The sequence below is a fragment of the Streptomyces sp. NPDC016845 genome, from assembly GCF_044332585.1.
Classification (GTDB): domain Bacteria; phylum Actinomycetota; class Actinomycetes; order Streptomycetales; family Streptomycetaceae; genus Streptomyces.
In genome coordinates, this window is sequence record NZ_JBIRPI010000003.1 from 52,653 (window position 1) to 78,700 (window position 26,048).

The window sequence follows — 26,048 nt, forward strand, 5'->3', positions numbered from 1 at the left end:
CGAGGGGTGGGAAGCCATGACCGTTTCCGTCGAGGACCGGGCCGGCGAGCAGGCCGGGGGAGAGGTGCTGCGGGCGCACGCCGAGGACGCGTTCGCCGCTGAACTCGCGGCGCTGGCCGCCCGGGACGACCGGCCCCGGCCTGCCCGCTGGCGCCTTTCGCCCTGGGCCGTCGCCACGTATCTGCTCGGTGGCACGCTGGCGGACGGGACGGTGATCACGCCCAAGTACGTGGGGCCCCGGCGCATCGTCGAGGTCGCCGTGACGACGCTGGCGACCGACCGCGCGCTGCTGCTGCTCGGGGTCCCCGGGACCGCCAAGACCTGGGTGTCCGAGCACCTCGCCGCCGCTGTCAGCGGGGACTCCACGCTGCTGGTGCAGGGCACGGCCGGCACACCGGAAGAGTCGATTCGGTACGGGTGGAACTACGCGCAGCTGCTGGCCAACGGGCCGAGCCGGGACGCGCTGGTCCCGAGCCCTGTCATGCGGGCCATGGCGGACGGCATGACGGCGCGGGTCGAGGAGCTGACCCGGATCCCCGCCGATGTACAGGACACGCTCATCACCATCCTGTCCGAGAAGACGCTGCCGATACCGGAGTTGGGGCAGGAGGTGCAGGCCGTGCGCGGGTTCAATCTGATCGCCACGGCCAATGACCGGGACCGGGGCGTCAATGACCTCTCGAGCGCGTTGCGGCGGCGGTTCAACACCGTGGTGCTGCCGCTGCCGGCGAGTGTGGAGGACGAGGTCGACATCGTCTCGCGCCGGGTCGAGCAGGTCGGGCGTGGGCTGGGGTTGCCCAGCGGTCCCGACGGCATTGACGAGATCCGGCGGGTCGTCACCGTTTTCCGTGAGTTGCGGGACGGGATCACCGCGGACGGGCGTACGAAGGTGAAGTCGCCGAGCGGGACTCTGTCCACGGCCGAGGCGATCTCCGTCGTCACCAGCGGGCTCGCGCTGTCCGCTCACTTCGGGGACGGTGTGCTGCGGTCCTCGGACGTCGCCGCCGGGATTCTGGGCGCCGTCGTCCGCGATCCGGCGGCCGACCGTGTGGTCTGGCAGGAGTACCTGGAGGCCGTGGTCCGCGAGCGGGACGGGTGGAAGGACTTCTACCGGGCCTGCCGCGAGGTGAGCGCATGACAGGGCCGCTGCTGCTCGGCGTCCGGCACCACGGGCCCGGCTCCGCGCGCGCCGTGCGCCGTGCCCTGGACACGGCAGGGCCGAGGGTCGTGCTCATCGAGGGGCCGCCCGAGGCCGACGCGCTGGCGCCGCTCGCCGCCGAGGAGGACATGCGGCCGCCCGTCGCGCTGCTCGCGCACGTGGTCGACGAGCCGGGTAAGTCGGCGTTCTGGCCGTTCGCCGAGTTCTCGCCCGAGTGGGTCGCCCTCCGCTGGGCCCTGGAGCACGGGGCGCAGGTCCGCTTCATCGACCTGCCCGCCGCGCACACCCTGGCGATGCGGGACGCCGAGGAGAAGGACAAGGGGGCGGGAGCGGAGGACGGTGCGGAGGAGGGTGCGGAGGAGGACGTGCGCGTCGATCCGTTGCGCGTCCTCGCCGAGACCGCCGGGTACGACGACGCGGAGCGGTGGTGGGAGGACGTCGTCGAGCACCGGGAAGGCGACGCCTTCGCCGCGCTCGGTGAGGCCATGGGGGCGCTGCGGGAGGAGCTCGGGGACGGCGGGCACGGACGCGATCTCGTGCGCGAGGCTTACATGCGGCTGCAAGTGCGCGCTGCGGTGAAGGAGTTCGGGGAGGACGTCGCCGTGGTGTGCGGGGCGTGGCACGTGCCCGCACTGCGGCAGAAGACCACCGTCGCCTCCGACCGCGCCTTGCTCAAGGGGCTGCCCAAGGCCAAGGTCGACATGACCTGGGTGCCGTGGACCCACCGCAGGCTCGCCCGCGCGGGCGGCTACGGCGCCGGGATCGAATCGCCGGGCTGGTACGGGCATCTGTTCAGCGCCCCGGACCGGCCCGTGGAGCGGTGGCTGACCAAGGTCGCCGGGCTGCTGCGCGACGAGGACCGCATCGTGTCGTCCGCCCACGTCATCGAGGCGGTACGGCTCGCGGAGAGCCTCGCGGCGATGCGCGGGCGGCCGCTGGCCGGGCTCACGGAGACCACCGACGCGGTGCGGGCCGTGCTGTGCGAGGGGTCCGACGTCCCGCTCGCGCTCATCCACGACAAGCTCGTCGTCGGTGACGTGCTCGGAGAGGTGCCCGACGCCGCGCCCGCCGTGCCGTTGCAGCGGGACCTCAGCCGCCTCCAGCGCGGCCTGCGGCTCAAACCCGCTGCCGCGGAGCGGGAGTTGGACCTCGACCTTCGTGGGGACACGGATGTCGCGCGGAGCCGTCTGCTGCACCGGCTTCGGCTTCTCGGAGTCCCCTGGGGCGAACCCGCCAGATCGGCCCGCGGCTCCACCGGAACTTTCCGCGAGACCTGGCGCCTTCGGTGGGAGCCCGAGCTGTCCGTGCGGGTCGCCGAGGCCGGGATCTGGGGGACGACCGTCATCGCTGCCGCCGATGCCAAGGCCGCCGCGGACGCCGTTTCCGCCACCGCCCTCGCCGATGTGACGGCGCTCGCCGAGCGGTGTCTGCTGGCCGAGCTGCCGGACGCGCTGCCGGTCGTCATGCGGGTCCTCGCCGACCGCGCCGCCCTGGACGCCGACGTCGGCCATCTCGCCCAGGCCCTGCCCGCACTGGTCCGCGCCCTGCGCTACGGCGACGTGCGCGGCACCGGCACCGGGGCCCTCGCCGGGGTCGCCACCGGGCTCGCCCGGCGGATCTTCGTCGGGCTGCCCCCGGCCTGCGCCAACCTCGACACCGACGCCGCCGAGGAGATGCGCGGCCATGTCGACGCGGTGCACTCCGCCATCGGCCTCCTCGACGACGCCGAACTGCGCGTCCGCTGGCGCTCCGTGCTCAACACGCTTGCCGCGCGGGACAGCGTGGCCGGCGTGGTGCGCGGGCGCTGCGCTCGCATCCTGCTCGACGAAGGCGCCCTGGAGGACGAGGGCGCGGCCCGGCTCATGGGCCTCGCCCTCTCCCCCGGCACCCCGCCGGGGGAGGCGGCCGCCTGGATCGAGGGGTTCGTCGGCGGCGGCTCCGGCGGTGGCCTCCTCCTGGTCCACGACGAGCGACTGCTCGGCCTCGTCGACGCGTGGCTGGTGGGGGTGGAGCCGGACGCGTTCACCGACGTGCTGCCTCTGCTGCGGCGCACCTTCTCGGCGTACGAGTCCGGGGTCCGGCGCACGCTCGGGGAGCTGGTCCGGCGTGGTCCGGCGACTTCGGCCCCGGCCACGGGGGGCTTGCCGCCCGGGTTCGCGGATGAGCTGGATCTGGAACGGGCCGATGCGGTGGTGCCGGTGGTGCGGATGTTGTTGGGGGCGGGCGGATGACCGGGGGGCGGCGGAATTGTTCGGCCGAGTGCCGGTCGCGGCTTTCGGGTGGGGTGTTCGGGGTGTCCGGGGTGTTCGGGGTGTCCGGGGTGTTCGGGGTGCGTCGCCGGGTGCGGGACGTGGCCCTGCCTCGCGCCGTTCCCCGCGCCCCTGAGACGCGCACTTCGTGCGCCATCTCCGTGCGGGTGGCGGGGGTCGCGTCCCTGTGCCGGCGCACGGGCCAAGGGCCGCGCCTCTCATCAGGCCGCGTCCCGGCCTCGCTGCCTGGAGCGCACGGAGTGCGCCTTCAGGGGCGCGGGGAACTGCGCGACGAGCCACGACGCACCCGCGGTCGCGTGCACACCGCACAAGGCAGACGAGAAGGCGGGCCGGTACAGAGCCCCAGTACAGAGCCCCGGTACACAGCCCCGGTACACAGCCCCGGTACAGAGCCCCGGTTCACAGTGAAGGTGGCGACATGACGATCGGTACGGACACGACCACTGGTGACGAACGCCTGCGGCGCTGGCGGCTCGTCCTCGGCGGCGACGCGGCCGAGGGCACAGGGTGCCAGCTGACGGGCCGGGATGCCGCGATGGACGGCGCCCTCACCGCCCTGTACGGCTCGGGCGGCGGCGCAGGAGCCCGGCCACAGAACAACGGCGGCAACCGGAGCGCGGGACTCGGCGCGTCCGCCCCGTCCGTCGCCCGCTGGCTCGGCGACATCCGCACGTACTTCCCGTCCTCCGTCGTCCAGGTCATGCAGCGCGACGCCATCGACCGCCTCGGCCTGTCCACGCTGCTCCTCGAACCGGAGATGCTGGAGGCGGTCGAGGCGGACGTGCACCTCGTCGGCACGCTGCTCTCGCTGAACAAGGCGATGCCGGAGACGACGAAGGAGACGGCCCGCGCGGTGGTCCGCAAGGTCGTAGAGGAGCTGGAGAAGAAGCTCGCGACGCGCACCCGCGCCACCCTCACCGGCGCCCTCGACCGCAGCGCCCGCATCAGCCGGCCCCGCCACCACGACATCGACTGGAACCGCACGATCGCGGCCAACCTCAAGCACTACCTGCCGGAGTACCGCACGATCGTGCCCGAGCGGCTCATCGGGTACGGACGGGCCTCGCAGTCCGTGAAGAAGGAGGTCGTCCTCTGCATCGACCAGTCGGGCTCGATGGCCGCGTCCGTCGTGTACGCCTCCGTCTTCGGCGCCGTGCTGGCGTCCATGCGGTCGATCCAGACCCGGCTCGTCGTCTTCGACACGGCCGTCGTGGACCTCACCGACCAGCTCGACGACCCGGTCGACGTCCTCTTCGGTACGCAGCTCGGCGGCGGCACCGACATCAACCGCGCGCTCGCCTACTGCCAGTCGCAGATCACCCGCCCCGCCGAGACCGTCGTCGTCCTCATCTCCGACCTCTACGAGGGAGGGATACGCGACGAGATGCTGAAGCGGGTCGCCGCGATGAAGGCGTCCGGCGTGCAGTTCGTGACGCTGCTCGCCCTCTCCGACGAGGGGGCGCCCGCCTACGACCGGGAGCACGCGGCGGCGCTGGCCTCGCTGGGCGCGCCGGCGTTCGCCTGCACCCCCGATCTGTTCCCCGAGGTGATGGCCGCGGCCATCGAGAAGCGTCCGCTGCCCATACCCGACGCAGGGGCGGAAAGCGGGTCCGCAGCGGCAAACCGGAATTGAGTACCCATCGGTAACACGGGGCTTGCGCAGGCGCCCGCGTCCCGTGCGAGGATTCGCGCACCGTGATCTATGCGACCGTGTCTCCCGCCCCCGCCGAGCGCCTTCCGCGCCCGGTGGCGAGACGTCGCGCGCTGCAACTGGCGCTGCTGCTCGGCGGGTTGATCGGTCTCGGGTTCCTGTGCGGCGGCCAGGCTCACGCGGAGGGCGCCTCGGGCACCCTCCGGTACACGGCAGCACAGGAAACCACCGGCGGCGGCTCGGAGCAGCCCGGCCACGGCCACGGCGTTCTCGGTGGGCTGCTCGGGCGGGACGGAGCGCCGGAAGACCGGAACGTCGTCGGAACCGTACGGGACACGGTCCTGCTGCCGGTTCTCGACACGGTGCAGAACACTGTGCAGGACACCGTGCGGGGCGTGACGGAGCCGGTCGGTGAGCTGGCCGGGCAGGTCGTGGACGGGCTCGCCTCGGCGGCCCCGCGACCGTTGCCGGGCGGGCCGCCGGTGCTTCCGGGGCTGCCGGACGCGCCCGGCGCGATCGTTCCGCTGCCCGCGCCGCCCCGGCCCACGGCGCCCGTGACACCCGCGAACCCGGCCGAGCCCCCGGCGTCCGCCGGGCCAGCCGGGTCCACCGATGCCGACGCCGACACCACCGGCTCAGCCGCGCCCGTCACATCGGCCGCCTCCGGCGTCGAGGCCGAGGCCGAGCGCCAGGCCCCCGACGCCGCGCGCGGCGAACCGCACGCCCCCGGTCCGTACGCCCCCGGTCCGTACGCCCTCGCGCCGGCCGGCCCGACGGCGTACGACCCCGCCGGAACCGGCGCCGTACAGGAGAACCGGGCGGACGCGCACCCGCACCGCTCCTCCGCGGCCCGGCACACCGTCGCGCCCCAGCCCGCCGCGCCCCACGCCCCGGTGCACCCGGGCGGCGTACTCGTGGCGGGCGCGTCCGCGGCTGACGGCGGCGGCTCGCGCCACGGCGATCTGCACGCGGCCGCGTTCGCCGGCCGCCGGGTGTCCGTGCTGCTGCCGCCCGGCGCCTTCGCGTCCGGCACGGCCGCGCCGGTGACCGACCGGCATCGCGACATTCCCGTACTCCCTGGCTAGACAGCCCGGCATCTGACCGACGCCGGAGCGCCCCGTCAGCCGAATCCGTCGGCGAGACCTGGCCGATTCCCGGCGTGCGGGCGGACCCGTTGGGGACGGGCCGCCCGTTCCGGGCCCCTGCTTGCTTCGCGTGCTCCGCGTGCGAGGCACGGGGCTCATCGGGTGGCCTCACCGTGCGTACCCCCGCGCGGTGAGGCCGCGAACGATCCCGCAAAAAGGTGGTATCGGACGCGCTCTGTGACAGGTATCACCGCTCATGTGTGATCTGCGATTTAGAAGCCGTCGCTGAGCGGCGATAACCTGCGAGACGGACATGCCGCGTACCCGGCCACTGTGTACGCCTCGTACGCCTCCCTTGTGACAGCGGAGTCACGTTGCCCATCGCGGCACGCCCACGCAGGAAGATCGAACCGCGAGATCACTGATAGGGACGGACGCGCGTGGACCTGTTCGAGTACCAGGCGAGGGACCTCTTCGCCAAGCACGGTGTACCGGTGCTGGCCGGTGAAGTCATCGACACGCCTGAGGCGGCCCGCGAGGCGACCGAGCGTCTTGGCGGCAAGTCCGTCGTCAAGGCCCAGGTGAAGGTCGGCGGCCGCGGCAAGGCGGGTGGCGTCAAGCTCGCCGCCACGCCCGACGAGGCCGTCGAGCACGCCACCAACATCCTCGGCATGGACATCAAGGGCCACACGGTCCACAAGGTGATGATGGCCGAGACGGCTCCGGAGATCGTGGAGGAGTACTACGTCTCCTTCCTCCTGGACCGCACCAACCGCACCTTCCTCTCCATCGCCTCCGTCGAGGGCGGCATGGAGATCGAGGAGGTGGCGGTCGAGCGCCCGGAGGCCGTCGCCAAGACGCCGATCGACGCCAACGAGGGTGTGACCCCCGAGGTCGCCCGTCGCATCGTCGCGGACGCGAAGTTCCCGGCCGAGGTGGCCGACAAGGTCGCCGACGTGCTGGTGACGCTCTGGAAGACCTTCATCGAGGAGGACGCCCTCCTCGTCGAGGTCAACCCGCTGGCCAAGGTCGCCTCCGGTGACATCATCGCCCTCGACGGCAAGGTGTCCCTGGACGAGAACGCGGACTTCCGCCACCCCGACCACGAGGCGCTCCAGGACAAGGACGCGGCCGACCCGCTCGAGGCCGCTGCCAAGGAGAAGGGCCTCAACTACGTCAAGCTCGACGGCGAGGTCGGCATCATCGGCAACGGCGCCGGTCTGGTCATGTCGACCCTGGACGTCGTCGCGTACGCCGGTGAGAAGCACGGCGGCGTGAAGCCGGCCAACTTCCTCGACATCGGTGGCGGCGCCTCCGCCCAGGTGATGGCGAACGGCCTGGAGATCATCCTCGGCGACCCGGACGTCAAGTCCGTCTTCGTCAACGTCTTCGGTGGCATCACCGCCTGCGACGAGGTCGCCAACGGCATCGTCCAGGCGCTCGCGCTGCTCGAGGAGAAGGGCGAGAAGGTCGAGAAGCCCCTCGTCGTGCGTCTCGACGGCAACAACGCCGAGCTGGGTCGCAAGATCCTCTCCGACGCCAACCACCCGCTGGTGCAGCGCGTGGACACCATGGACGGCGCGGCCGACAAGGCCGCCGAGCTCGCGGCCGCGAAGTAAGGGACGAGGGACAGAACAGCCATGGCTATCTTCCTCAACAAGGACAGCAAGGTCATCGTCCAGGGCATGACCGGTGCCACGGGCATGAAGCACACCAAGCTCATGCTCGCCGACGGCACGAACATCGTCGGCGGTGTGAACCCGCGCAAGGCCGGCACCAACGTCGACTTCGACGGCACCGAGATCCCGGTCTTCGGCACGGTCGCCGAGGCGATCGAGAAGACGGGCGCCAACGTGTCCGTCCTCTTCGTCCCGCCGGCCTTCTCCAAGGCCGCCGTGGTCGAGGCGATCGACGCCGAGATCCCGCTCGCCGTCGTCATCACCGAGGGCATCGCCGTCCACGACTCCGCCGCGTTCTACGCGTACGCGAAGTCCAAGGGCGACAAGACCCGCATCATCGGCCCGAACTGCCCCGGTCTCATCACGCCGGGCCAGTCGAACGCCGGCATCATCCCGGGCGACATCACGAAGCCGGGCCGCATCGGCCTGGTCTCGAAGTCCGGCACGCTGACGTACCAGATGATGTACGAGCTCCGTGACATCGGCTTCTCCTCCGCCGTCGGCATCGGTGGCGACCCGGTCATCGGCACGACGCACATCGACGCGCTCGCCGCGTTCGAGGCCGACCCCGAGACCGACCTCATCGTCATGATCGGCGAGATCGGCGGCGACGCCGAGGAGCGCGCGGCCGACTTCATCAAGGCCAGCGTGACGAAGCCGGTCGTCGGCTACGTCGCCGGCTTCACCGCCCCCGAGGGCAAGACCATGGGCCACGCCGGCGCCATCGTCTCCGGTTCGTCCGGCACCGCCCAGGCGAAGAAGGAGGCCCTCGAGGCCGCCGGCGTCAAGGTCGGCAAGACGCCGACCGAGACGGCGAAGCTGGCGCGCGAGCTGCTTTCGTAGTCAGTAGCCAGTAGTCGTACGTTTTCAGCAGTCGTACGTTTCTACGTACGTTCATCAGTGGGCCCGCGCCGACGTCGGCGCGGGCCCACTGATGTGTCCGGAGGCTGTCCGGTCGCTGTTCTGTGGCTATTCGGCGGCGGGTGCGAGCCGCTCCGGGCCGCCGCTCAGCTCCGCCCGCAGCAGCGCGCGCAGCTCCCGCTCCTGGTCCGACAGCGGTCCGGGTCCCGTCAGCGCGGGCACGCCGCTGATCGGCGCGCCGGGCGCGGGCACCGGCTCGTAGTGCGTCGGGGCCACCCGCAGCGTCAGCGCCGTCGCCCCGACGATCAACGTCGTGACGGCGATCGCCGCCCGCGTCCAGAACCGGGTACGCCGTTCGCCGACCTCCCGCACCAGCACCGGCTTCGGCGCGTCCAGCTTCTCCGCGCCCGCCAGCTCGGTCAGCCGCCGGTGCAGCCGCTCGGGGACGGCCAGCTCCGGCAGCCGCTCGGCGACGGCCTCGCGCGCGTGCAGGATGCGGTTGGCGGCGGCCGGCGTGCTGGCCTCCGTCTCGGCGGCCGTCTCCGGAAGATCCAGGCCGACCCAGTCGTAGAGCAGCAGCGTGCGCCGGTAGACGGGGGGCAGGCTCAGGAGTACGTCGAGGAGCTCGCGGTCGGCCGGATCGGCGGGCGGCGCGTCCGGGCGGCGGAAACCGGGGCGCAGCCGGTGCCAGGGCGACATCGCGTACTCGTAGGCCGCCGCGCGCACCCAGCCCGCCGGATCCGGGTCGACGGCGACCTCGGGCCAGCGCTGCCAGGCCAGCTGGAACGCGCGCTCGACGGCCTCGCGGGCCAGCCCCCGCCGACCGCAGAGCAGGTAGGTGTGGCGCACCAGGAGGGGAGCGGCGTACGCGTACAGGGCGTCGAATGCCTGGGCCGGGGGCCGGGCGACGGCCTGGGCGGGTGCGGCGGTCCTCGTGGCGGGTGCGGGGGTTTTCGTGGCGGGCGCGACGGTCTTCGTGGCGGGCGCGACGGATTCCGGGGCGGGTTTCTGGGGCTCTCGGGCGGGTTGCCGGGGCTTCCGGTCGGGCTTCGGGGCCGCTTCCCGCGGTACCGGTCGTTCCACCGGGGCCAGCAGAAGCTCCGCGTACTTCTCCCGCCTCGTTCCCCCGGGCGTGGTACGGCCCGACTCCCACGCGCGGATCGTCTCGCGCGTCACGCCGACCTTCGCGGCCAGCTGGGCCTGGGTCAGGGACTTCGCCTCGCGGAGCCTGCGGCGCTCCTTCGGCGTCGGCAGTGGGGTGGCGGCGCTCTGCGTCATGAGGAACTCCACACACCCTTTCGCGCCAAAAAGTACATAAGCGTATCTTGAGCGACACATCCGTACTTTGCCTGTTACGCGAGGAACGCGGGTGTACTTGGCAGCATGGGCCCGTGACGCAGATGACCGGCCGTGGACCGTCGATGCCCGTGCTCCTCACCCGCGTGCGGCAACGCTCGCCGGGGCCCGCCGCCGGGATGTTCGGCGGGTTCGTCGCGGCGGGGCTCGGGCTCGGCCTCTTCGCGGTCCTGGTCATCGCGATGTGGATCAGCTCGCCCTACCCGGACAGCGGCCCCGACGGCGCCCTGCACACCGCCACCGCGCTGTGGCTGCTCGCGCACGGCGCCGAGATCGTCAGGACGGACACGCTGACCGGCGCCCCCGCCCCGGTGGGCGTGAGTCCGCTGCTGCTGCTCGCGCTGCCGGTGTGGCTGGTCTTCCGGGCCGGGCGTGACGCGGCCGAGCCCCCGGAGGAGGAGGCCGGCGCGCCGCCCGCCCCCGCCGCCGGGGTGTGGGGCGGGGTCGCGCTCGGCTACCTGCTGATCGGCGCCGCCGCCGCGCTCTACACCTGCGGCGGCGAACTGCGGCCCTCCTGGATCAGCTGCGCCGCCCACCTCGTCCTGGTCGCCGTGGTCGCGTCCGGGGCCGGGGTGTGGGCCGCGCACGGCAGGCCGTACGGGCCTCTGCCGCAAGCGCTGCGCAGGTCGCTCGACGTGCTGCCGCAGGTGCTCGTACGGGAGGTCCTCCCGGTCGCCGCGCGGGCCGCGGCCGCCGGGGTCCTCGTCCTGGTCGCCGGGGGAGCGCTCCTGGTGGCCGTCGGCCTCGTCTGGCACGGGGGCGCGGCGCGGGAGGCGTTCACCCAGCTCACGGCGGCGTGGACGGGGCGCATCGCGGTCCTGCTGCTCTGCCTCGCGCTGGTGCCGAACGCGGCGGTCTGGGGCGCCGCGTACGCGCTCGGGCCCGGATTCGCCGTCGGGGCCGGACACGTCGTGGGGCCGCTGGGCAGCGCGGGCGGATTGATGCTTCCGGCCGTCCCGCTGCTCGCGGCGGTGCCCCCGGAGGGCGAGGGATCGCCGCTGACCTGGGCGGTCGGGGTGGTGCCCGTCGTGGCGGCGGTGACCGTGGCCTGGTTCGTGGTGATCGGGGGCGAGCGGTCCGCCTGGTCGCGGGGGCGGATGGCCTACGGGACCGTCGTCGCGGCCGCGCTGTGCGGAGTGGCTCTCGCCGTGCTCGCGGTGGCGGCGGGCGGTGCGCTCGGGGTGGAGGTCCTCGCCACGTTCGGGCCTGTCGGCTGGCTGACCGGGCTCGCCGCAACGGCGTGGGTGGGCGTGCTCGGGCTGCCGGTGGCGTTGGTGGTGGGGTGGTGGCGTGGGCGCCGAGGCGCGTCCGCGCTTGTGCCTGCGCTTGGGCCTGCGCTTGTGCCTGCGTCTGCGACCGATTCGGGGCTCGGGGCCGTTCATGCGTCCGGGCCCGGGGCCGTTCATAAGTCCGGGCTCGGGCCCGTAGTCGGGCTCGGGCCCGTGGTCGGGCCCGAGCCTCAGGCGGAGTCATTGGCGGAGTCCGTGGCTCAGGCGGGGTCCGTGGCCGAGGACGTGGCCGGGCCCGGGGGCGTACCGAAGGCGGGGCGGCGTGTGCCGTGGCGCCGGAAGCCCGTCGCGCCGGAGCCCGAACCCGTCGGGACGGACGACGACTTCGACCCGTTCGACTTCTTCGACGAGGAGTCACGCGCCGAGCGCTGGGCGATCCTGAGGAACGGACCGAGGAACGGACCGAGGGGCGGACCCCCGGCCCCGGATGCGGAGCCGGAGCCGGGCCCCGATGCTCAGGCCCGCCCGAGTTCCTGACGTACCGTCACCGCGACCCGAGCAGCGGCCGGAGCTGCTTCGGCAGAAGGTCCTCGCAGGACTGGTCCGCCGCGTATGTCAGGGCGTCCGCCCGGCACTCGTAGTAGTCGCTGTAGACGAGCTTCGCCGCGAACATCGACGCCACCATCGCCAGCGCCAGGGCACCCGTGACCAGGCCGCTGATCGCCGCCGTCGTCTGCGGACGCGAGCTGCCGGCGGCGTCGGCCTTGACGGGCGGCGCGGGGGTGTCCGGGTCCGGGTTCGTGGTGCGGGGCTTGGCGCGCAGGGCGCTGATGCTCCAGTACAGGGCGAGCGCGCCGAGCAGCAGCGCCACGTACGGCCAGGCGAACAGGGCGAAGAAGAAGCCCCACATGCCCGACAGGAGTGCGTAGCGCGCGCGGCGCTGGGCCGGGTCCGTCGGGTCCCAGCGCATGCCGCCGGAGCCGGGCCCGCGGCCGGGTCCCTGGCCCTCGGGGCCGCCCTGTCCGCCGCCGTTGTTGCCCGGGCGGTCGCCGAACCGGCCGCCCTGGGCGGGGCCGGGCTGGCGGTCGCTCCACTGGCTGCCCCAGGGTGAACGGCCGTCGCCGTGCCCGCCCTGCTCGGCGTCGGAGCCCTCTGGGCGGCGCGGCTGCCAGGGGCGGTCCGGGGCGTCCTCGGGCGGCGGTGCGAACGGATTGTCCGCGCCGGAGTTCCCGGAGTTACCGGAGTCCCCGGTGTTCCCGGAGTCCCCAGAGGCCCCGGAGTTCTTGCCCTCGTCGGACTCCTTGGACTCCTGGGACTGGCGAAGGCTTCGGTCCGGCATCAGCTGTGCGTCTTCCCCTAGGTCGTCGGTGCGTGGGTCGCGTGGGTCGAGTGGGTCGTCTGGTGCTTGGTTCGTTCTTTACGTTCATTCACGTCAACGTTCCGCGCCCGCTCCGCGTTCCGCGCGAAGGCCCGGTCTTCCTGCACGCTGACGCTACCTCCCGGCCGCGCCCCCGTCCCGTGGGGGCTGGCTGGTGTGCCGGTATCGTTGCTGACGGTCGGCCGCTTCGTAGAGTCCCCCGTACGGGGCAGAGCGAAGCTTCCGTAGGAACATACAAGTACGCCCCTGTACGAGAAAGGGCCCCGCCGTGGCCAAGGCCAAGCGCCTCGTCGTGCTGGTCTCCGGATCAGGTACGAATCTGCAGGCCCTGCTCGACGCCATCGCGGAGCGGGGAGCGGACGCGTACGGCGCGGAGATCGTCGCCGTCGGCGCCGACCGGACCGGCATCGTCGGTCTGGAGCGCGCCGAGCGCGCCGGGATCCCGACGTTCGTCTGCCGGGTCAGGGACCACGCCGCGCGCGAGGACTGGGACCGGGCGCTCGCCGAGGCGACGGCCGCGTACGAGCCGGACCTCGTCGTCTCCGCGGGCTTCATGAAGATCGTGGGCAAGGAGTTCCTCGCCCGTTTCGGCGGCCGGTTCGTGAACACGCACCCGGCTCTGCTGCCCAGTTTTCCCGGTGCCCACGGTGTGCGCGACGCCCTCGCGTACGGCGCGAAGGTCACCGGCTGCACCGTCCACTTCGTCGACGACGGCGTCGACACCGGCCCGATCATCGCCCAGGGCGTGGTGGAGATCGTGGAAGCGGACTCGGACGACGGTGAGAGCGCTCTGCACGAGCGCATCAAGGAAGTCGAGCGCACGCTGCTCGTCGATGTCGTGGGGCGTCTGGCCCGCAACGGCTACAGCATTGAGGGACGAAAGGTAGTTATTTCGTGACCGCCGAGAGCAACAAGCGGCCCATCCGCCGGGCGCTGGTCAGCGTCTACGACAAGACCGGTCTGGAGGAGCTGGCGCGCGGGCTCCACGAGGCGGGTGTCGAGCTGGTCTCCACCGGTTCGACCGCTGCGAAGATCGCCGCAGCCGGGGTGCCGGTCACCAAGGTCGAGGACGTCACCGGGTTCCCGGAGTGCCTCGACGGCCGCGTGAAGACCCTGCACCCGAAGGTCCACGCCGGCATCCTCGCCGACCTGCGCCTGGAGGACCATCAGAAGCAGCTCGCCGACCTCGGTGTGAAGCCGTTCGAGCTGGTCGTCGTGAACCTGTACCCGTTCAAGGAGACCGTCGCCTCGGGCGCCACCCCGGACGAGTGCGTCGAGCAGATCGACATCGGCGGCCCGTCGATGGTCCGCGCCGCCGCCAAGAACCACCCGTCGGTCGCCGTGGTGACCAGCCCGCGGCGGTACGCCGATGTCCTCGCGGCGGTCCAGGACGGCGGCTTCGACCTCACCACGCGCAAGCGGCTCGCCGCCGAGGCGTTCCAGCACACCGCCTCCTACGACGTGGCGGTCGCCTCCTGGTTCGCCGCCGACTACGCCGCCGCCGACGACAGTGGCCACCCCGAGTTCCTCGGCGCCACGTACGCGCGCAAGAACGTCCTGCGCTACGGCGAGAACCCGCACCAGGGCGCTGCCCTCTACGTCGACGGCACCGGCGGCCTGGCCGAGGCGGAGCAGCTGCACGGCAAGGAGATGTCGTACAACAACTACACGGACACGGACGCCGCGCGCCGTGCCGCGTACGACCACGACGACCCCTGCGTCGCGATCATCAAGCACGCGAACCCCTGCGGCATCGCCGTCGCCTCGAACGTCGCGGAGGCCCACCGCAAGGCGCACGCCTGCGACCCGGTCTCGGCGTACGGCGGCGTGATCGCGGTCAACCGGCCGGTCACCAAGGAGATGGCGGAGCAGGTCGCCGACATCTTCACGGAGGTCATCGTCGCGCCCGACTACGAGGACGGCGCCCTCGAAGCCCTCACCAAGAAGAAGAACATCCGAGTGCTGAGGGCCCCCGACGGCCCGTCCGCCCCGGTCGAGACGAAGCAGATCGACGGCGGCGCGCTCCTCCAGGTCACCGACCGGCTCCAGGCCGACGGCGACAACCCGGCGTCCTGGACCCTCGCGACCGGCGACGCGCTCTCGCAGGGCGAACTCGACGAACTGGCGTTCGCCTGGAAGGCGTGCCGCGCCGTGAAGTCCAACGCCATCCTGCTCGCCAAGGGCGGCGCCTCCGTCGGCGTCGGCATGGGCCAGGTCAACCGCGTCGACTCCTGCAAGCTCGCCGTCGAGCGGGCGGGCGAGGAGCGGGCGCGCGGCGCGTACGCCGCCTCGGACGCGTTCTTCCCGTTCCCGGACGGGCCGCAGATCCTCATCGACGCGGGCGTCAAGGCGATCGTGCAGCCCGGCGGCTCGATCCGTGACGAGCAGGTCGTCGAGGCCGCGAAGAAGGCGGGCGTGACGATGTACTTCACGGGGACGCGCCACTTCTTCCACTGAGCAGCACCCTGTACGTGTCCCGCTGAGCACCGCCCCGTACGTGACGAGGGCCCGCCGGTCGCCGACCGGCGGGCCCTCGTCGTGCCGTTGCGTGCGGGTGTCAGCCCTTCACATGTACGACGACCGTGCTCGCGACCTTGTCGTGCCAGCCCTGCCTGCGGCCGGACTTGTCCCAGAACGGGGAAAGGTAGACGAGCAGACCGCCGATGCCGCAGGCGAAGCCGCCGACGGTCGGGATGATCCAGCGCAGGAAGGCGCTGCCGATACCCGGCTTCGCGCCGTTCTCCAGCTTCAGGACGCGGATGCCGACGGCCAGCTTGCCCAGGGTCGCGCCGACGAAGGCGATGAGCAGCACCTCGTAGAGCAGGACGAGGACGAGGAAGAGGCCGGCGAGCGGCAGCGTCGAGGACTGGAAGTCCGAGACGGCGTTGTCCACGCAGGTGTCGAAGGACGACGAGTTGGCGTCGCAGTCCTGGACCTCCGAGAAGAAGTCGGTGAACTTCGGCAGCAGAACCGCGAGGTAGATGACGAAGTACAGCACGCCGTCGATCAGGCGCGCGCCGAGCCTGCGGCCCATCGTGGCGAGCGGCGGCACACCGGGCATGCCCATGCCCCCGGGCGCCGGCATCCCCTGCTGCGGGGACTGGGGGTACTGCGGGTACGCCCCGTAGGGCTGCTGGCCCTGCTGCTGCGGGTAGCCGTAATGCTGCTGCGGCGGGACGCCTTGCGGGGCCTGCTGGCCGTACGGGTTCGGCTGTGGCGGTTGCTGACCGTAAGGGTTGTTCGGTTCGCCGTGACTCATGGCGAGATTCCTCCGGGGACGACTACGGGGACGGTGCGGCCCCGCGGAGGAATGCGGAGGTATAGGAACGGAAATGCCACCGCTTGTGCGGTTCGCCCCCTGCCGCCGTCCGCGGCACTGCGCGGATCATGCTCCTTAATCGGACATGCTCCTGTCCAGTGGGCCGTCAGGCCGTTGTGCAAGTGCAACTTGGGTGAACCAGGGCCGCCCTGAAAGAATGGGCACCATGACCGCCCAGATTCTCGATGGCAAGGCCACCGCAGCCGCGATCAAGTCCGAACTGACCGCCCGCGTGGCGGCCCTGAAGGAGAAGGGGGTCACGCCCGGACTCGGCACCGTCCTGGTCGGCGAGGACCCCGGCAGCCAGAAGTACGTGGCAGGAAAGCACCGCGACTGCGCGCAGGTCGGCATCGCCTCCATCCAGCGCGAGCTGCCCGCCTCGGCCACGCAGGAGGAGATCGAGGCGGTCGTCCGCGAGCTGAACGAGGACCCGGCCTGCACCGGCTACATCGTCCAGCTGCCACTGCCCAAGGGCATCGACGAGAACCGCATCCTCGAACTGATGGACCCGTCCAAGGACGCGGACGGCCTGCACCCGATGAACCTCGGCCGTCTCGTCCTGAACGAGCCGGCGCCGCTGCCCTGCACCCCGTTCGGCATCATCACGCTGCTGCGCAAGCACGGCGTCGAGATCAAGGGCGCGGAGGTCGTCGTGGTCGGCCGCGGCGTGACCATCGGCCGCCCGATGCCGCTGCTGCTCACCCGCAAGTCGGAGAACGCGACGGTCACCCAGTGCCACACCGGCACCCGTGACCTCGCCGCCCACCTCAAGCGCGCCGACATCATCGTGGCCGCGGCGGGCGTCCCGCACCTGGTCAAGCCCGAGGACATCAAGCCGGGCGCGGCCGTCCTCGACGTCGGCGTCTCGCGCGACGAGAACGGCAAGATCGTCGGCGATGTGCACCCCGGCGTCGCCGAGGTCGCCGGCTGGATCTCCCCGAACCCCGGCGGAGTGGGCCCGATGACCCGCGCCCAGCTCCTGGTCAACGTCGTCGAGGCAGCCGAGCGGAACGCCAGCGGTGTTCGCTGAGGCCTCCCGGGACGGCGCGGGCAGCCAGGACGCGGGCAGTCAGGACGCGGGCAGTCAGGACGCGGACAACCAGGACGCGGGGTCCACAGAAGCGGGTGCCGAGGACGTGGGTGCCCAGGATGTGGTGACCACGGAAGCGGGTGCCGAGGACACGGGTGCCGTGAGCGCGGGCGATCAGGACGAGGGCGTCAAGGGCGCGCGCGCCAAGAGGCGGGGCACGCGCCGCTTCCCGCTCTGGACGCGCGACACCGCACGCCCCGAGGGTGGCGGCCGCGCGGCCCCCGCCGACGCCCCCGTCCCAGCCCGCCAGTGGCCGCTGATCGCGGTGCTGGTGGCGACCGGGCTCGGACTGCTGCTCACCGCGTTCGGCCTGTTCCGCGTCGGCACCATCCTGGTGGGCCTCGCTCTCCTCGGCGGCGCCGCGCTGCGCTGGGCCCTGCCGTCCGTCGGCATGCTCGCCGTGCGCTCCCGCTTCACGGACTTGGCCACGTACGGGGTCCTCGGCCTCGCCATCGTGCTGCTGGCGATGATGGCGCAGCCGAACCCGTGGCTGCAGATCCCCTTCCTCCAGGACACGTTGCACTTCACCGTGCGGTGACTGTTCCTGTTCCTCGTTCCTGTTCCTCGTACGACGGGCGGGGCCTCCGGGACGGAGGCCCTTCGTCCTTGTGTGACGATGTCCGGCCCGCCTCGGGGTTTTTGTCGGCAGAGGGCGCACGCCGCCGCCGACACGGGAACTGTCATCCTGGCTGCACGCATCCCAGTCAGACGGGGGACGTTGTCGGGCGTCGGGGGAACGGCGGGGTAATTCAGCACGTACGGGGGGAAGAGGGGTAAGCAATGCCTCGTTGGAAGGCGCTACCGGACGAACTCGACCCGCAGCTCGCGGAGTTCGCCGGCCAACTGCGCAGACTGGTCGACCGCAGTGGACTCGGCATCGCCGCGCTGGCGGACCGTACCGGGTACAGCAAGACGTCCTGGGAGCGGTATCTGAACGGACGGCTGCTCGCACCCAAGGGCGCTGTCGTGGCGCTCGCCGAGGTGACCGGCACCAGCCCTGTCCACCTGACGACCTTGTGGGAGCTCGCGGAGCGCGCCTGGAGCCGCTCCGAGATGCGCCATGACATGACCATGGAAGCGATCCGAATATCCCAGGCGCGGGCAGCGCTGGGGGAGTCCGGGGGGCCGGCCGCGACTGCGGGGCAGCGAGGTGCCGGCGGTACCAGTGCTGGTGCCGCTGGTGCCGGTGCAGGTATCGGCACCGGCACCGGTGTCGCGGGTGCGGGTGGCGCGGCGACCGTGCCGCCGCAGAGGTCGGCGCCGCCGGTGGACCAGTTCGGGCCGCCGGTCGGGTTCGCGCCGACGGGTGCTTCGCCTGCCGGGCGGGGGCCGGGTGTGAATCCGGGCGCCGGGTCTGGGCCTATGTCTGGGTCTGGGGTTGGGTCTGGGTCTGGAGCCGGTTCCGGTCGTGGTCGTGGTCGTGGCAGGCGGAGGGTGCTCGTGTTCCTCGCCGGGGCCGTCGGTACGGCGCTCCTCGTGGTCGTCGCCTACGTCCTGACCAGCTTCCTCACCGGCCACAAGGACAAGAAGGCCGAGCCGTCGCCGTCACCGACGACGAGCGCGCCCGTGCTGCCCGCCGGCGTCGAGTGTGTGGGCGCCGGCTGCACCGGCAAGGACCCGGAGGCCATGGGGTGCGGCGGCGCCCATGCGGACAGCTCCGCGCGGGCCGTCGTCGGCGCTGTCACCGTCGAGGTCCGCTACAGCAAGACGTGCAAGGCGGCCTGGGCGCGGATCCAGGGCGCCGCCCCGGGCGACAGCGTGCAACTCGACGCGGGCAGCGAGAAGTCGAAGAAGGGCCTGGTCGACGACGCCGACACGGACGCGTACACGCCGATGGTGGCGGTGGGTTCGTCCGCGGACGCGAAGGCCTGCACGACGCTCGGCTCCGGACAGCAGGGCTGCACCGAGTAACCGGCCTCAGCCCAGTAGCTAAGTGGGCCCAGTAGCTGAGTACGCCCAGTAGCTCAGCGGGCCCAGTAACTCAGCGGGCCCCGATGGCAATGCAACGGCTGATGACCGTGCATAGGGGTGTGCTTTCGGGGAAGGCGCACGAGTACCCCCACGGGATGGTCACTCGGTGACACCCCCGGCGGCCGCCGATGCCCCTCCCCCCGGGCCGGCGGCCGTCCCGTGTCCGGGGGCCTCGAACCGGATCGCCACGTGATCGCCCTGTGGGGTGAGCCACACGTACCGATAGGTCCGGCAGGGGCGCGGCGCGATAGCCTGACGAGCGGATCTCTTGATGCCGAGAGATCGATCAAAAGACCCGCTGTCCTACGGAGAACGCCATGACCCGCACTCCCGTGAACGTCACCGTCACCGGCGCAGCCGGCCAGATCGGCTACGCACTGCTCTTCCGCATCGCCTCCGGCCAGCTGCTCGGCGCGGACGTGCCGGTCAAGCTGCGCCTCCTGGAGATCACCCCGGCGCTCAAGGCCGCCGAGGGCACCGCCATGGAGCTCGACGACTGCGCCTTCCCGCTGCTCCAGGGCATCGAGATCACCGACGACCCGAACGTCGCCTTCGACGGCGCCAACGTCGGTCTCCTCGTCGGCGCCCGCCCCCGCACCAAGGGCATGGAGCGCGGTGACCTCCTCGAGGCCAACGGCGGCATCTTCAAGCCCCAGGGCAAGGCCATCAACGACCACGCCGCGGACGACATCAAGGTCCTCGTCGTCGGCAACCCGGCCAACACCAACGCCCTCATCGCCCAGGCCGCCGCGCCGGACGTACCGGCCGAGCGCTTCACCGCGATGACGCGCCTCGACCACAACCGTGCGCTGACCCAGCTCGCGAAGAAGACGGGCTCGACGGTCGCCGACATCAAGCGCCTGACCATCTGGGGCAACCACTCCGCCACCCAGTACCCCGACATCTTCCACGCCACGATCGCCGGCAAGAACGCCGCCGAGACCGTGAACGACGAGGCGTGGCTGGCCGACGAGTTCATCCCGACCGTCGCCAAGCGCGGCGCCGCGATCATCGAGGCGCGCGGCGCGTCGTCGGCCGCGTCGGCCGCCAACGCCGCGATCGACCACGTGTACACGTGGGTCAACGGCACGGCCGAGGGCGACTGGACCTCCATGGGTATCCCGTCGGACGGTTCGTACGGCGTCCCCGAGGGCCTCATCTCCTCGTTCCCCGTCACCACGAAGGACGGCAAGTACGAGATCGTCCAGGGCCTCGACATCAACGAGTTCTCGCGCGCGCGGATCGACGCGTCCGTCGCGGAGCTGGCGGAGGAGCGGGAGGCTGTGCGCGGTCTCGGCCTGCTCTGACCTCCGGTTCCGACCGGGTCCGCCGCCCTCGGCGAGTTGTCTCCGCGACTCGCCGTGGGCGGTTTGTGCTTCGCGCCCGCCCGCAGGTTCGTCGTGGCTGGTCGCGCAGTGCCTCGCGCCCTGAGACGCGTACTTCGTGCGGCATTCTCCCGCCGTCTTCCGGGTGCGGCGCCGCCGTGGTCGCTCGCGCAGTTCCCCGCGCCCCTGAGACGCGCACTGCGTGCGCCATCTCAGGCCCTGCGCCATCTCAGGCCCTGCGTCATCGGCGTGCGCCATCTCAGGGGTGCTGTTCCGGTGGGCGTGCGCCGTCGGGGGAGGCGCGGCGGAGCCGCATGCCTCCAGGGGCACGGGGAACTGCGTGACCAGCCACGACGAGACCCGCACTCGCCCGGGACCCGCACTCGCCCGGGACCCGCACTCGCCCGGGACCCGCACTCGCCTGCGATCCGCACTCGCCTGCGATCCGCACTCGCCTGCGATCCGCACTCGCCTGCGACCCGCACTCGCCCGAGACCTGCACTCGCCCGGGACCCGCACCCGCCCGAGACCCCACGGGGCAGACGCTCACGCACGCTCCCGGTACCCCAGACTCACCACGACCGTCGCGACCAACGTCACCGCCCCGACCCAGACCAGCCCCGAAGACATACCCGAGGAAAAGTCCCGCCCGGCCCCCGCCAGGACCGTTCCGGTGACGGCCACGCCGAGCGCCGCGCCGAGTTCGCGGGACGCCGTCCCGAGCCCGGAGCCCAGGCCCGCCTGGTGCGCGGGCAGTGAGGTCACGACGCCGATGGTCAGGGCCGGCATGCAGGCGCCCGTGCCGAAGGAGATGACCAGGAGCCAGAGGACGTAGACCCCGTACGGGGTGTGCGGCCCGGCCGTGGACGTGCCGAGCAGGCCGAGCCCGATCAGCGCGAGGCCGGCCGTGACCACCGGCCGGGGCGCGGTCTGCCAGCGCGCGGTGAACCTCGGGGCCAGCGCCATGCCCACCGTCACCGGCAGGATCGCGACGCCGGTGAGGGCGGCCCCGTACCCCTTCACGTTCTGCAGGTACTGGGAGTTGACGAAGAACAGGGCGAAGAGGCCGAAGAAGCCCACCGCTGTGCCGAGCGTCGCGGCGCGCAGCCGCGCGGAGTGGAACACGCGCGGGTCGAACAGCGGCGCCGCCGAACGCAGCGCGTGCGCGGTGAAGGCCGCCGCCAGGAGCGCGCCGAGGGCGAAGGCGACGAGGATACGGGCCGAGCCCCAGCCGTACGTCGGCCCCTCGATGATGCCGAAGAGGAGCGCGACCAGCGCGGTCGTGAGGAGCAGGGTGCCGAGCGGGTCCGGGTTGCCCCGGTCCACGCGCGCGGTGCGCGGGACGGCTCGCACGACGGCCAGCGCGAGCAGCGCCGCCAGCGGGACCATCGCCCAGAACAGCGCCCGCCAGGTCAGGAACTGGCCCGCGAGGCCGCCGCCCAGGTTGCCGAGCGCGCCGCCGACGCCCATCGCGAGCGTCCACGCGGTCATGGCTTGGGCGCGACGCGCCGGACCCTCGGCCAGATGGACCAGGATCGACATGGTCGCGGGGGTGATCAGTGCGGCGCCGGTGCCGCAGATCGCGCGGCCCGCGATGAGGACGCCGGGGGCGGTGGCGAGCGCGCTGGTGGCGGCGCCCGCGGCGAACAGGGCGAGGCCGGAAAGGAGTGCCCCCTTGCGGCCGTACCGGTCGGCGGCGGCGCCCGCGGGGATCAGCAGCCCCGCGAACGCGATCACGTACGCGTCGACCGTCCACAGGATCTGTGAAGAGGTGGGGTGCAGTGACGAAGAAGCCAGTTGCGGGATGAGGAGGTTGATGGCCGCGACCATGCTCTGGGCGACCATGACGCAGGCGCAGACGGCGAGCAGGGTGAGCCGCCGGAGGCGGGGCGGGACCGCCGCGGTTCGGGTCACCCCGGTCTTCTGGGCGCGGGCAGGGGAGGGCATGGCTCCTCCTAGGAGCGTGCGTGTGCGAGTGAGGGATGCGTGGGATGCCCGTCCAACGTAGGGTCGGCCCCGACCTGCTTTCCAGTGCAACTTATGCAGGGGATGATTGTGTATGACGCAATCCGCAACGGCGTCGGCGTCGGCCTCGGCGTCATCGCCGTCCGCGTCGGCCGCCGGACTCGACCTCAACCTCCTCGTCGCACTCGACGTACTGCTCGAGGAGCAGAGCGTGCGGGGCGCCGCCGCGCGCCTGCACCTGTCCGAACCCGCCATGAGCCGCACCCTCGGCCGAGCCCGCAAGGCGCTGGGCGACCCGCTCCTGGTGCGCGCCGGACGGCAGATGGTGCCGACGCCGTACGCGTTGTCGCTGCGCGCCGAGGTCGGAGCGGTGGTGGAACGGGCGCGGGCGCTGTTCGCCGCACGCGGCGCGGAGGACCTGCGGTCCCTGACCCGTACGTTCACCGTCCACGGCAGCGATTCGCTCGCCGCGCTCCTCGGCCCGCCCCTGCTCTCCCGCGCGGCGGCCGAGGCGCCCGGCATCCGGTTGCGGTTCCTGGGGGAGAGCCACCTCGACGCGCCGGTGCTGCGCGAGGGCACGGCCGATCTGGAGGTCGGTGTCATCGACGCGACCGCGCCCGAGGTGCGGATCGAGCCGCTGACCGTGGACCGGATGCTGGGCGCGGTGCGCGCCGGGCACCCGTTGCTGAGCGGTGAGATGACGGCCCGTCGGTTCGCCGAGGAAGCTGAGCACCTCACGGTGTCGCGGCGCGGCAGACTGCACGGCCCGGTCGACGAGGCGCTCGCCGAACTCGGGCTGCAACGCCGCGTGGTGGGCAGCGTCGGCTCGTTCCCGTCGTCGCTGTTCTTCCTGCGCGAGACGGACCTCGTGGGGCTCGTCGGCTCGTGGTGCCTGCCCATGACCGACGCGCTCGGCCTCGTCACCTTCCCGGTCCCGTTGGACCTGCCACCCCTGCCGATCGGCCTGGCCTGGCACCCGCGCCACGACGCGGACCCGGCACACGCGTGGCTCCGGGGGTGCGTACGGGACCTGATGCGGTCCCCAGAGCCGGATGCGGACCCGGATGCGGACCCAGGTGCGGACTCAGATCGCGTCGAGTGAGTCCAGCTTCGCGATGTCCACGGAGTCGGAGGCGGACGGTGTCCGCAGCAGCACCGGCTGCCCGTAGTCCGCGTACAGCGTCGTCGTGTCGGTCTTACGGGTACCGGGCGCACCGGCGCTGACCTCGGTGTACTTCAGGGGGTACGGCTTGCCGCGCGTGGCCACGTACAAGGTCTTGCGCGTGCCGTTCCGCTCCTCGCCGCTCAGCGGGATGACGGGGGTGCCGTCCAGCGTCGTCGGGGAGCCCTTCTTGCCGACTTCGTCGGACGCCGTCTGGCCGCGCAGTTGTCGCCGCAGGGTGTTCCAGTCGCAGACACCCGCGAGATTCTTGAGGACCGGCTTGTCGACCGAGCCCGTGACGTAGCGGCCCTTGAGAAGGTCGGCCGCCGCCTTCCCCTCGGCGCCCGGCACCTGTGCCTGCCACAACTTGTCGTCCATGCGCATCCAGACCCGGTCCCCACGCCGTACGACGTTCGCCTTGCCGTCCGCTCCGAACGTGAGCGTCGCCGTGCAGTTCCCCTCCCGGTCGAGCGCGAGGTCCATCGAGGAGGGGGCGGTGCCGCCGGCCCCCCTCGACCGGTCCACGACCGTGACGTGCAGCGATGTGGTGGTGAGTAGTTCTTGCCGCGCCCTGTCGGCGATGTCGCGGGCGGAGAGCCGCGCGACGCCGTCGTCTCCGCCTCTGTCATCGTTGCTGTTGCTGTTGCCGTTGTTCTTGTCGTTGCTGCTGTTGTTGTTGCTGTCGCCGTTCGAGCGTGCGGTCGCCGCGAGCAGCGTCGCCGTGCAGACGGCCGACACGAGCACCCACACCCACCCGTGCTTCTTCGTGGGCTGCCTCTGACTCTCTTTGACCATGTGCGCACCCCCGAAGACAGAACATCCTCAGGGTACGTTTCGCCGCTTTGACCGGCACATACGCGGTATGACCGGTGACGCGGCGCACTTTCGACCACGTAACGCGCATGCTTCCCGCCGCCCCGGGCAGGGGCATCCGGCATCACGGCAGAGCGCGCCGAGAGGGCCGTCTGCGGCGCTCGGGAGCGCTGCGAAACGGAAGCGGAAGGCGAAGCGGGACGTGTCAGACGGGTCAGTCGTGTCGGTTCAGAGCACCATCCATGTCGGCGGGGAGTGGCGCGGCGCCGCCTCGGGGGAGAGCCGGGAGATCCTCGACCCCGCGGACGGCAAGGCGTTCGCGGTGATCGCCGAAGGCGGCGTCGAGGACGTGGACGCCGCCGTGGCCGCCGCGCGCCGCGCCTTCGACGAAGGGCCCTGGCCGAGGACGCCGGTCGCCGAGCGCGCCGCGCTGCTGCGCCGCGTTGCCGACCTCCTCGTCCGCGACCGGGAGAAGATCGGCCTCCTGGAGAGCCGGGACGCGGGCAAGACGGTCGAGGAGGGCCGCGTCGACGTCGACTGCGTCGCCGACGCCTTCCGCTACTTCGCCGACCTCGTGATCGGCGAGGGTGCGGGACGCGTCGTCGACGCGGGCTCCGAGGACATCCACAGCGTCGTCGTGCACGAACCGGTCGGCGTCTGCTCGATGATCACGCCGTGGAACTACCCGCTGCTGCAGGCGAGCTGGAAGATCGCTCCGGCTCTGGCGGCGGGCAACACCTTCGTCGTCAAGCCGAGCGAGATCACCCCGCTGACCACGGTCGTCCTCGTCGAGCTCCTTGTGGAGGCGGGGCTGCCCGCCGGTGTCGCCAACATCGTGACGGGCCCGGGCGCCTCGGTCGGCGCCCGCCTCGCCGACCACCCCGGTGTCGACCTGGTCTCCTTCACCGGCGGCCTGGTCAGCGGCGTCAAGGTCGCGCAGGCCGCCGCCGCGGGGGTCAAGAAGGTCGCTCTCGAACTCGGCGGCAAGAACCCGAACGTCGTCTTCGCCGATGCCTGCGAGACCGAGGACGGCTTCGACACCGCCGTCGACCAGGCCCTCAACGCCGCGTTCATCCACAGCGGCCAGGTCTGCTCCGCCGGCTCCCGGCTCATCATCGAGGAGTCCGTCCGCGAACGCTTCGTCGCCGAACTCGCCCGCCGCGCCGAGAGGATCCGGCTCGGCCGCGGTACGGAGGACGGCGTCGAGTGCGGGCCGCTCGTCAGCGAGCAGCAGCGTGACAAGACCGAGTCGTACGTCGCCTCCGCGCTCGCCGAGGGCGCCGTGCTGCGCTGCGGCGGCAAGCGCCCCGAGCCCAGCGCCGTACGCCCCGCCACCGGCTACTTCTACGAGCCGACCGTCCTCGACCAGTGCCACCGCGAGATGCGCGTCGTGCGCGAGGAGACGTTCGGGCCGATCCTCACCGTCGAGACGTTCCGCACGGAGGACGAGGCCGTCACCCTCGCCAACGACACCGAGTACGGTCTCGCCGGCGGCGTCTGGACCGCCGACGCGGGCCGCGCCCGCCGCGTCGCCGCCCGCCTGCGCCACGGCACGGTCTGGATCAACGACTTCCACCCCTACCTGCCGCAGGCCGAGTGGGGCGGCTTCGGCAAGAGTGGCATCGGACGCGAGCTGGGCCCGGCCGGACTCGCCGAGTACCGCGAAGCGAAGCATGTGTACCAGAACCTGGCGCCGAAGCCGGTGCGCTGGTTCGCGGGCTGATCCCGCGCCCTT

At 72.2% G+C, this 26,048-nt stretch carries 20 protein-coding genes; 15 read left to right on the top strand and 5 right to left on the bottom strand.

Annotation, left to right across the window (positions count from 1 at the left end; translation table 11 throughout):
• Positions 1-16: 16 nt before the first annotated feature.
• The 6 genes from ACH4RC_RS10565 (at position 17) to sucD (ending at position 8,687) form a co-directional block, all read left to right on the top strand.
• A complete protein-coding gene (locus ACH4RC_RS10565; protein WP_398197990.1) occupies positions 17-1,138 on the top strand; it encodes an AAA family ATPase in 1,122 nt (373 codons plus the stop codon).
• The gene (locus tag ACH4RC_RS10570; protein ID WP_398197993.1) at positions 1,135-3,390 is read left to right on the top strand and encodes a DUF5682 family protein; all 2,256 of its coding nucleotides are present in this window, start codon (positions 1,135-1,137) and stop codon (positions 3,388-3,390) included. The genes ACH4RC_RS10565 and ACH4RC_RS10570 overlap by 4 nt, the downstream gene beginning before the upstream one ends.
• A gap of 457 nt (positions 3,391-3,847) precedes the next feature.
• The gene (locus ACH4RC_RS10575; RefSeq protein ID WP_398197995.1) at positions 3,848-5,062 is read left to right on the top strand and encodes a vWA domain-containing protein; all 1,215 of its coding nucleotides are present in this window, start codon (positions 3,848-3,850) and stop codon (positions 5,060-5,062) included.
• Between the two features lie 62 nt (positions 5,063-5,124).
• Positions 5,125-6,165, top strand: coding sequence for a hypothetical protein (locus tag ACH4RC_RS10580; protein ID WP_398197997.1), 1,041 nt, complete (start codon positions 5,125-5,127; stop codon positions 6,163-6,165).
• Between the two features lie 440 nt (positions 6,166-6,605).
• Positions 6,606-7,784: an ADP-forming succinate--CoA ligase subunit beta gene (sucC, locus tag ACH4RC_RS10585; protein ID WP_398198000.1), complete on the top strand. Its 1,179-nt coding sequence runs from the start codon at positions 6,606-6,608 to the stop codon at positions 7,782-7,784.
• 21 nt (positions 7,785-7,805) lie between these two features.
• Positions 7,806-8,687 (top strand): succinate--CoA ligase subunit alpha, encoded by an 882-nt coding sequence (sucD, locus tag ACH4RC_RS10590; RefSeq protein WP_398198003.1) that lies wholly within the window; start codon positions 7,806-7,808, stop codon positions 8,685-8,687.
• Positions 8,688-8,813: 126 nt separating this feature from the next.
• Here sucD and ACH4RC_RS10595 read toward each other — a convergent pair whose 3' ends face one another.
• Positions 8,814-9,983, bottom strand: coding sequence for a helix-turn-helix domain-containing protein (locus ACH4RC_RS10595; protein WP_398198006.1), 1,170 nt, complete (start codon positions 9,981-9,983; stop codon positions 8,814-8,816).
• 122 nt (positions 9,984-10,105) lie between these two features.
• Between ACH4RC_RS10595 and ACH4RC_RS10600 the strand changes: the two genes are divergently transcribed.
• Entirely contained in the window at positions 10,106-11,827 is a 1,722-nt protein-coding gene (locus tag ACH4RC_RS10600) for a DUF6350 family protein (protein ID WP_398199137.1), read from the top strand.
• 7 nt (positions 11,828-11,834) lie between these two features.
• Here ACH4RC_RS10600 and ACH4RC_RS10605 read toward each other — a convergent pair whose 3' ends face one another.
• Positions 11,835-12,629, bottom strand: a complete 795-nt coding sequence (locus ACH4RC_RS10605) for a hypothetical protein (RefSeq protein WP_398198008.1) — start codon at positions 12,627-12,629, stop codon at positions 11,835-11,837.
• A gap of 307 nt (positions 12,630-12,936) precedes the next feature.
• Here ACH4RC_RS10605 and purN point away from each other — a divergent pair, with 307 nt between their 5' ends.
• On the top strand, positions 12,937-13,566 hold the full coding sequence (gene purN, locus ACH4RC_RS10610; protein WP_398198011.1) for a phosphoribosylglycinamide formyltransferase: 630 nt from the start codon (positions 12,937-12,939) through the stop codon (positions 13,564-13,566).
• Positions 13,563-15,125: a bifunctional phosphoribosylaminoimidazolecarboxamide formyltransferase/IMP cyclohydrolase gene (purH, locus tag ACH4RC_RS10615; RefSeq protein ID WP_398198014.1), complete on the top strand. Its 1,563-nt coding sequence runs from the start codon at positions 13,563-13,565 to the stop codon at positions 15,123-15,125. Before purN ends, purH begins: the two co-directional genes overlap by 4 nt.
• A gap of 100 nt (positions 15,126-15,225) precedes the next feature.
• Here purH and ACH4RC_RS10620 read toward each other — a convergent pair whose 3' ends face one another.
• On the bottom strand, positions 15,226-15,927 hold the full coding sequence (locus ACH4RC_RS10620) for an RDD family protein (RefSeq protein ID WP_398198016.1): 702 nt from the start codon (positions 15,925-15,927) through the stop codon (positions 15,226-15,228).
• A gap of 226 nt (positions 15,928-16,153) precedes the next feature.
• Here ACH4RC_RS10620 and ACH4RC_RS10625 point away from each other — a divergent pair, with 226 nt between their 5' ends.
• The 4 genes from ACH4RC_RS10625 (at position 16,154) to ACH4RC_RS10640 (ending at position 20,355) form a co-directional block, all read left to right on the top strand.
• Positions 16,154-17,017, top strand: a complete 864-nt coding sequence (locus tag ACH4RC_RS10625; RefSeq protein WP_398198019.1) for a bifunctional methylenetetrahydrofolate dehydrogenase/methenyltetrahydrofolate cyclohydrolase — start codon at positions 16,154-16,156, stop codon at positions 17,015-17,017.
• Complete coding sequence (locus ACH4RC_RS10630) at positions 17,007-17,615, top strand: DUF3017 domain-containing protein (protein WP_398198022.1); 609 nt, start codon at positions 17,007-17,009, stop codon at positions 17,613-17,615. Before ACH4RC_RS10625 ends, ACH4RC_RS10630 begins: the two co-directional genes overlap by 11 nt.
• A gap of 242 nt (positions 17,616-17,857) precedes the next feature.
• On the top strand, positions 17,858-18,988 hold the full coding sequence (locus ACH4RC_RS10635; RefSeq protein ID WP_398198024.1) for an XRE family transcriptional regulator: 1,131 nt from the start codon (positions 17,858-17,860) through the stop codon (positions 18,986-18,988).
• Positions 18,989-19,365: 377 nt separating this feature from the next.
• Positions 19,366-20,355 (top strand): malate dehydrogenase, encoded by a 990-nt coding sequence (locus tag ACH4RC_RS10640; RefSeq protein ID WP_398198027.1) that lies wholly within the window; start codon positions 19,366-19,368, stop codon positions 20,353-20,355.
• A gap of 564 nt (positions 20,356-20,919) precedes the next feature.
• Here ACH4RC_RS10640 and ACH4RC_RS10645 read toward each other — a convergent pair.
• Positions 20,920-22,320 carry an MFS transporter gene (locus ACH4RC_RS10645; protein WP_398198029.1) on the bottom strand — a complete coding sequence of 467 codons (1,401 nt, stop codon included), beginning with the start codon at positions 22,318-22,320 and terminating at the stop codon, positions 20,920-20,922.
• A 112-nt stretch (positions 22,321-22,432) separates the two neighbouring features.
• Between ACH4RC_RS10645 and ACH4RC_RS10650 the strand changes: the two genes are divergently transcribed.
• Entirely contained in the window at positions 22,433-23,440 is a 1,008-nt protein-coding gene (locus ACH4RC_RS10650; protein ID WP_398198032.1) for a LysR family transcriptional regulator, read from the top strand.
• Here the strand turns inward: ACH4RC_RS10650 and ACH4RC_RS10655 are convergent.
• Positions 23,423-24,295, bottom strand: coding sequence for a hypothetical protein (locus tag ACH4RC_RS10655; RefSeq protein WP_398198035.1), 873 nt, complete (start codon positions 24,293-24,295; stop codon positions 23,423-23,425). The genes ACH4RC_RS10650 and ACH4RC_RS10655 overlap by 18 nt on opposite strands.
• 67 nt (positions 24,296-24,362) lie before the next feature.
• Here ACH4RC_RS10655 and ACH4RC_RS10660 point away from each other — a divergent pair, with 67 nt between their 5' ends.
• A complete protein-coding gene (locus ACH4RC_RS10660; protein ID WP_398198038.1) occupies positions 24,363-26,036 on the top strand; it encodes an aldehyde dehydrogenase family protein in 1,674 nt (557 codons plus the stop codon).
• Positions 26,037-26,048: the final 12 nt, after the last annotated feature.

Bases quoted from the DNA above. Each gene is read 5' to 3' on its own strand.
- ACH4RC_RS10565 (WP_398197990.1), top strand. From the start codon at position 17: ATGACCGTTTCCGTCGAGGACCGGGCCGGCGAGCAGGCCGGGGGAGAG.
- ACH4RC_RS10570 (WP_398197993.1), top strand. From the start codon at position 1,135: ATGACAGGGCCGCTGCTGCTCGGCGTCCGGCACCACGGGCCCGGCTCC.
- ACH4RC_RS10575 (WP_398197995.1), top strand. From the start codon at position 3,848: ATGACGATCGGTACGGACACGACCACTGGTGACGAACGCCTGCGGCGC.
- sucD (WP_398198003.1), top strand. From the start codon at position 7,806: ATGGCTATCTTCCTCAACAAGGACAGCAAGGTCATCGTCCAGGGCATG.
- ACH4RC_RS10595 (WP_398198006.1), bottom strand. From the start codon at position 9,983: ATGACGCAGAGCGCCGCCACCCCACTGCCGACGCCGAAGGAGCGCCGC.
- ACH4RC_RS10600 (WP_398199137.1), top strand. From the start codon at position 10,106: ATGACCGGCCGTGGACCGTCGATGCCCGTGCTCCTCACCCGCGTGCGG.
- ACH4RC_RS10605 (WP_398198008.1), bottom strand. From the start codon at position 12,629: ATGCCGGACCGAAGCCTTCGCCAGTCCCAGGAGTCCAAGGAGTCCGAC.
- ACH4RC_RS10620 (WP_398198016.1), bottom strand. From the start codon at position 15,927: ATGAGTCACGGCGAACCGAACAACCCTTACGGTCAGCAACCGCCACAG.
- ACH4RC_RS10625 (WP_398198019.1), top strand. From the start codon at position 16,154: ATGACCGCCCAGATTCTCGATGGCAAGGCCACCGCAGCCGCGATCAAG.
- ACH4RC_RS10635 (WP_398198024.1), top strand. From the start codon at position 17,858: ATGCCTCGTTGGAAGGCGCTACCGGACGAACTCGACCCGCAGCTCGCG.
- ACH4RC_RS10640 (WP_398198027.1), top strand. From the start codon at position 19,366: ATGACCCGCACTCCCGTGAACGTCACCGTCACCGGCGCAGCCGGCCAG.
- ACH4RC_RS10645 (WP_398198029.1), bottom strand. From the start codon at position 22,320: ATGCCCTCCCCTGCCCGCGCCCAGAAGACCGGGGTGACCCGAACCGCG.
- ACH4RC_RS10650 (WP_398198032.1), top strand. From the start codon at position 22,433: ATGACGCAATCCGCAACGGCGTCGGCGTCGGCCTCGGCGTCATCGCCG.
- ACH4RC_RS10655 (WP_398198035.1), bottom strand. From the start codon at position 24,295: ATGGTCAAAGAGAGTCAGAGGCAGCCCACGAAGAAGCACGGGTGGGTG.
- ACH4RC_RS10660 (WP_398198038.1), top strand. From the start codon at position 24,363: ATGACCGGTGACGCGGCGCACTTTCGACCACGTAACGCGCATGCTTCC.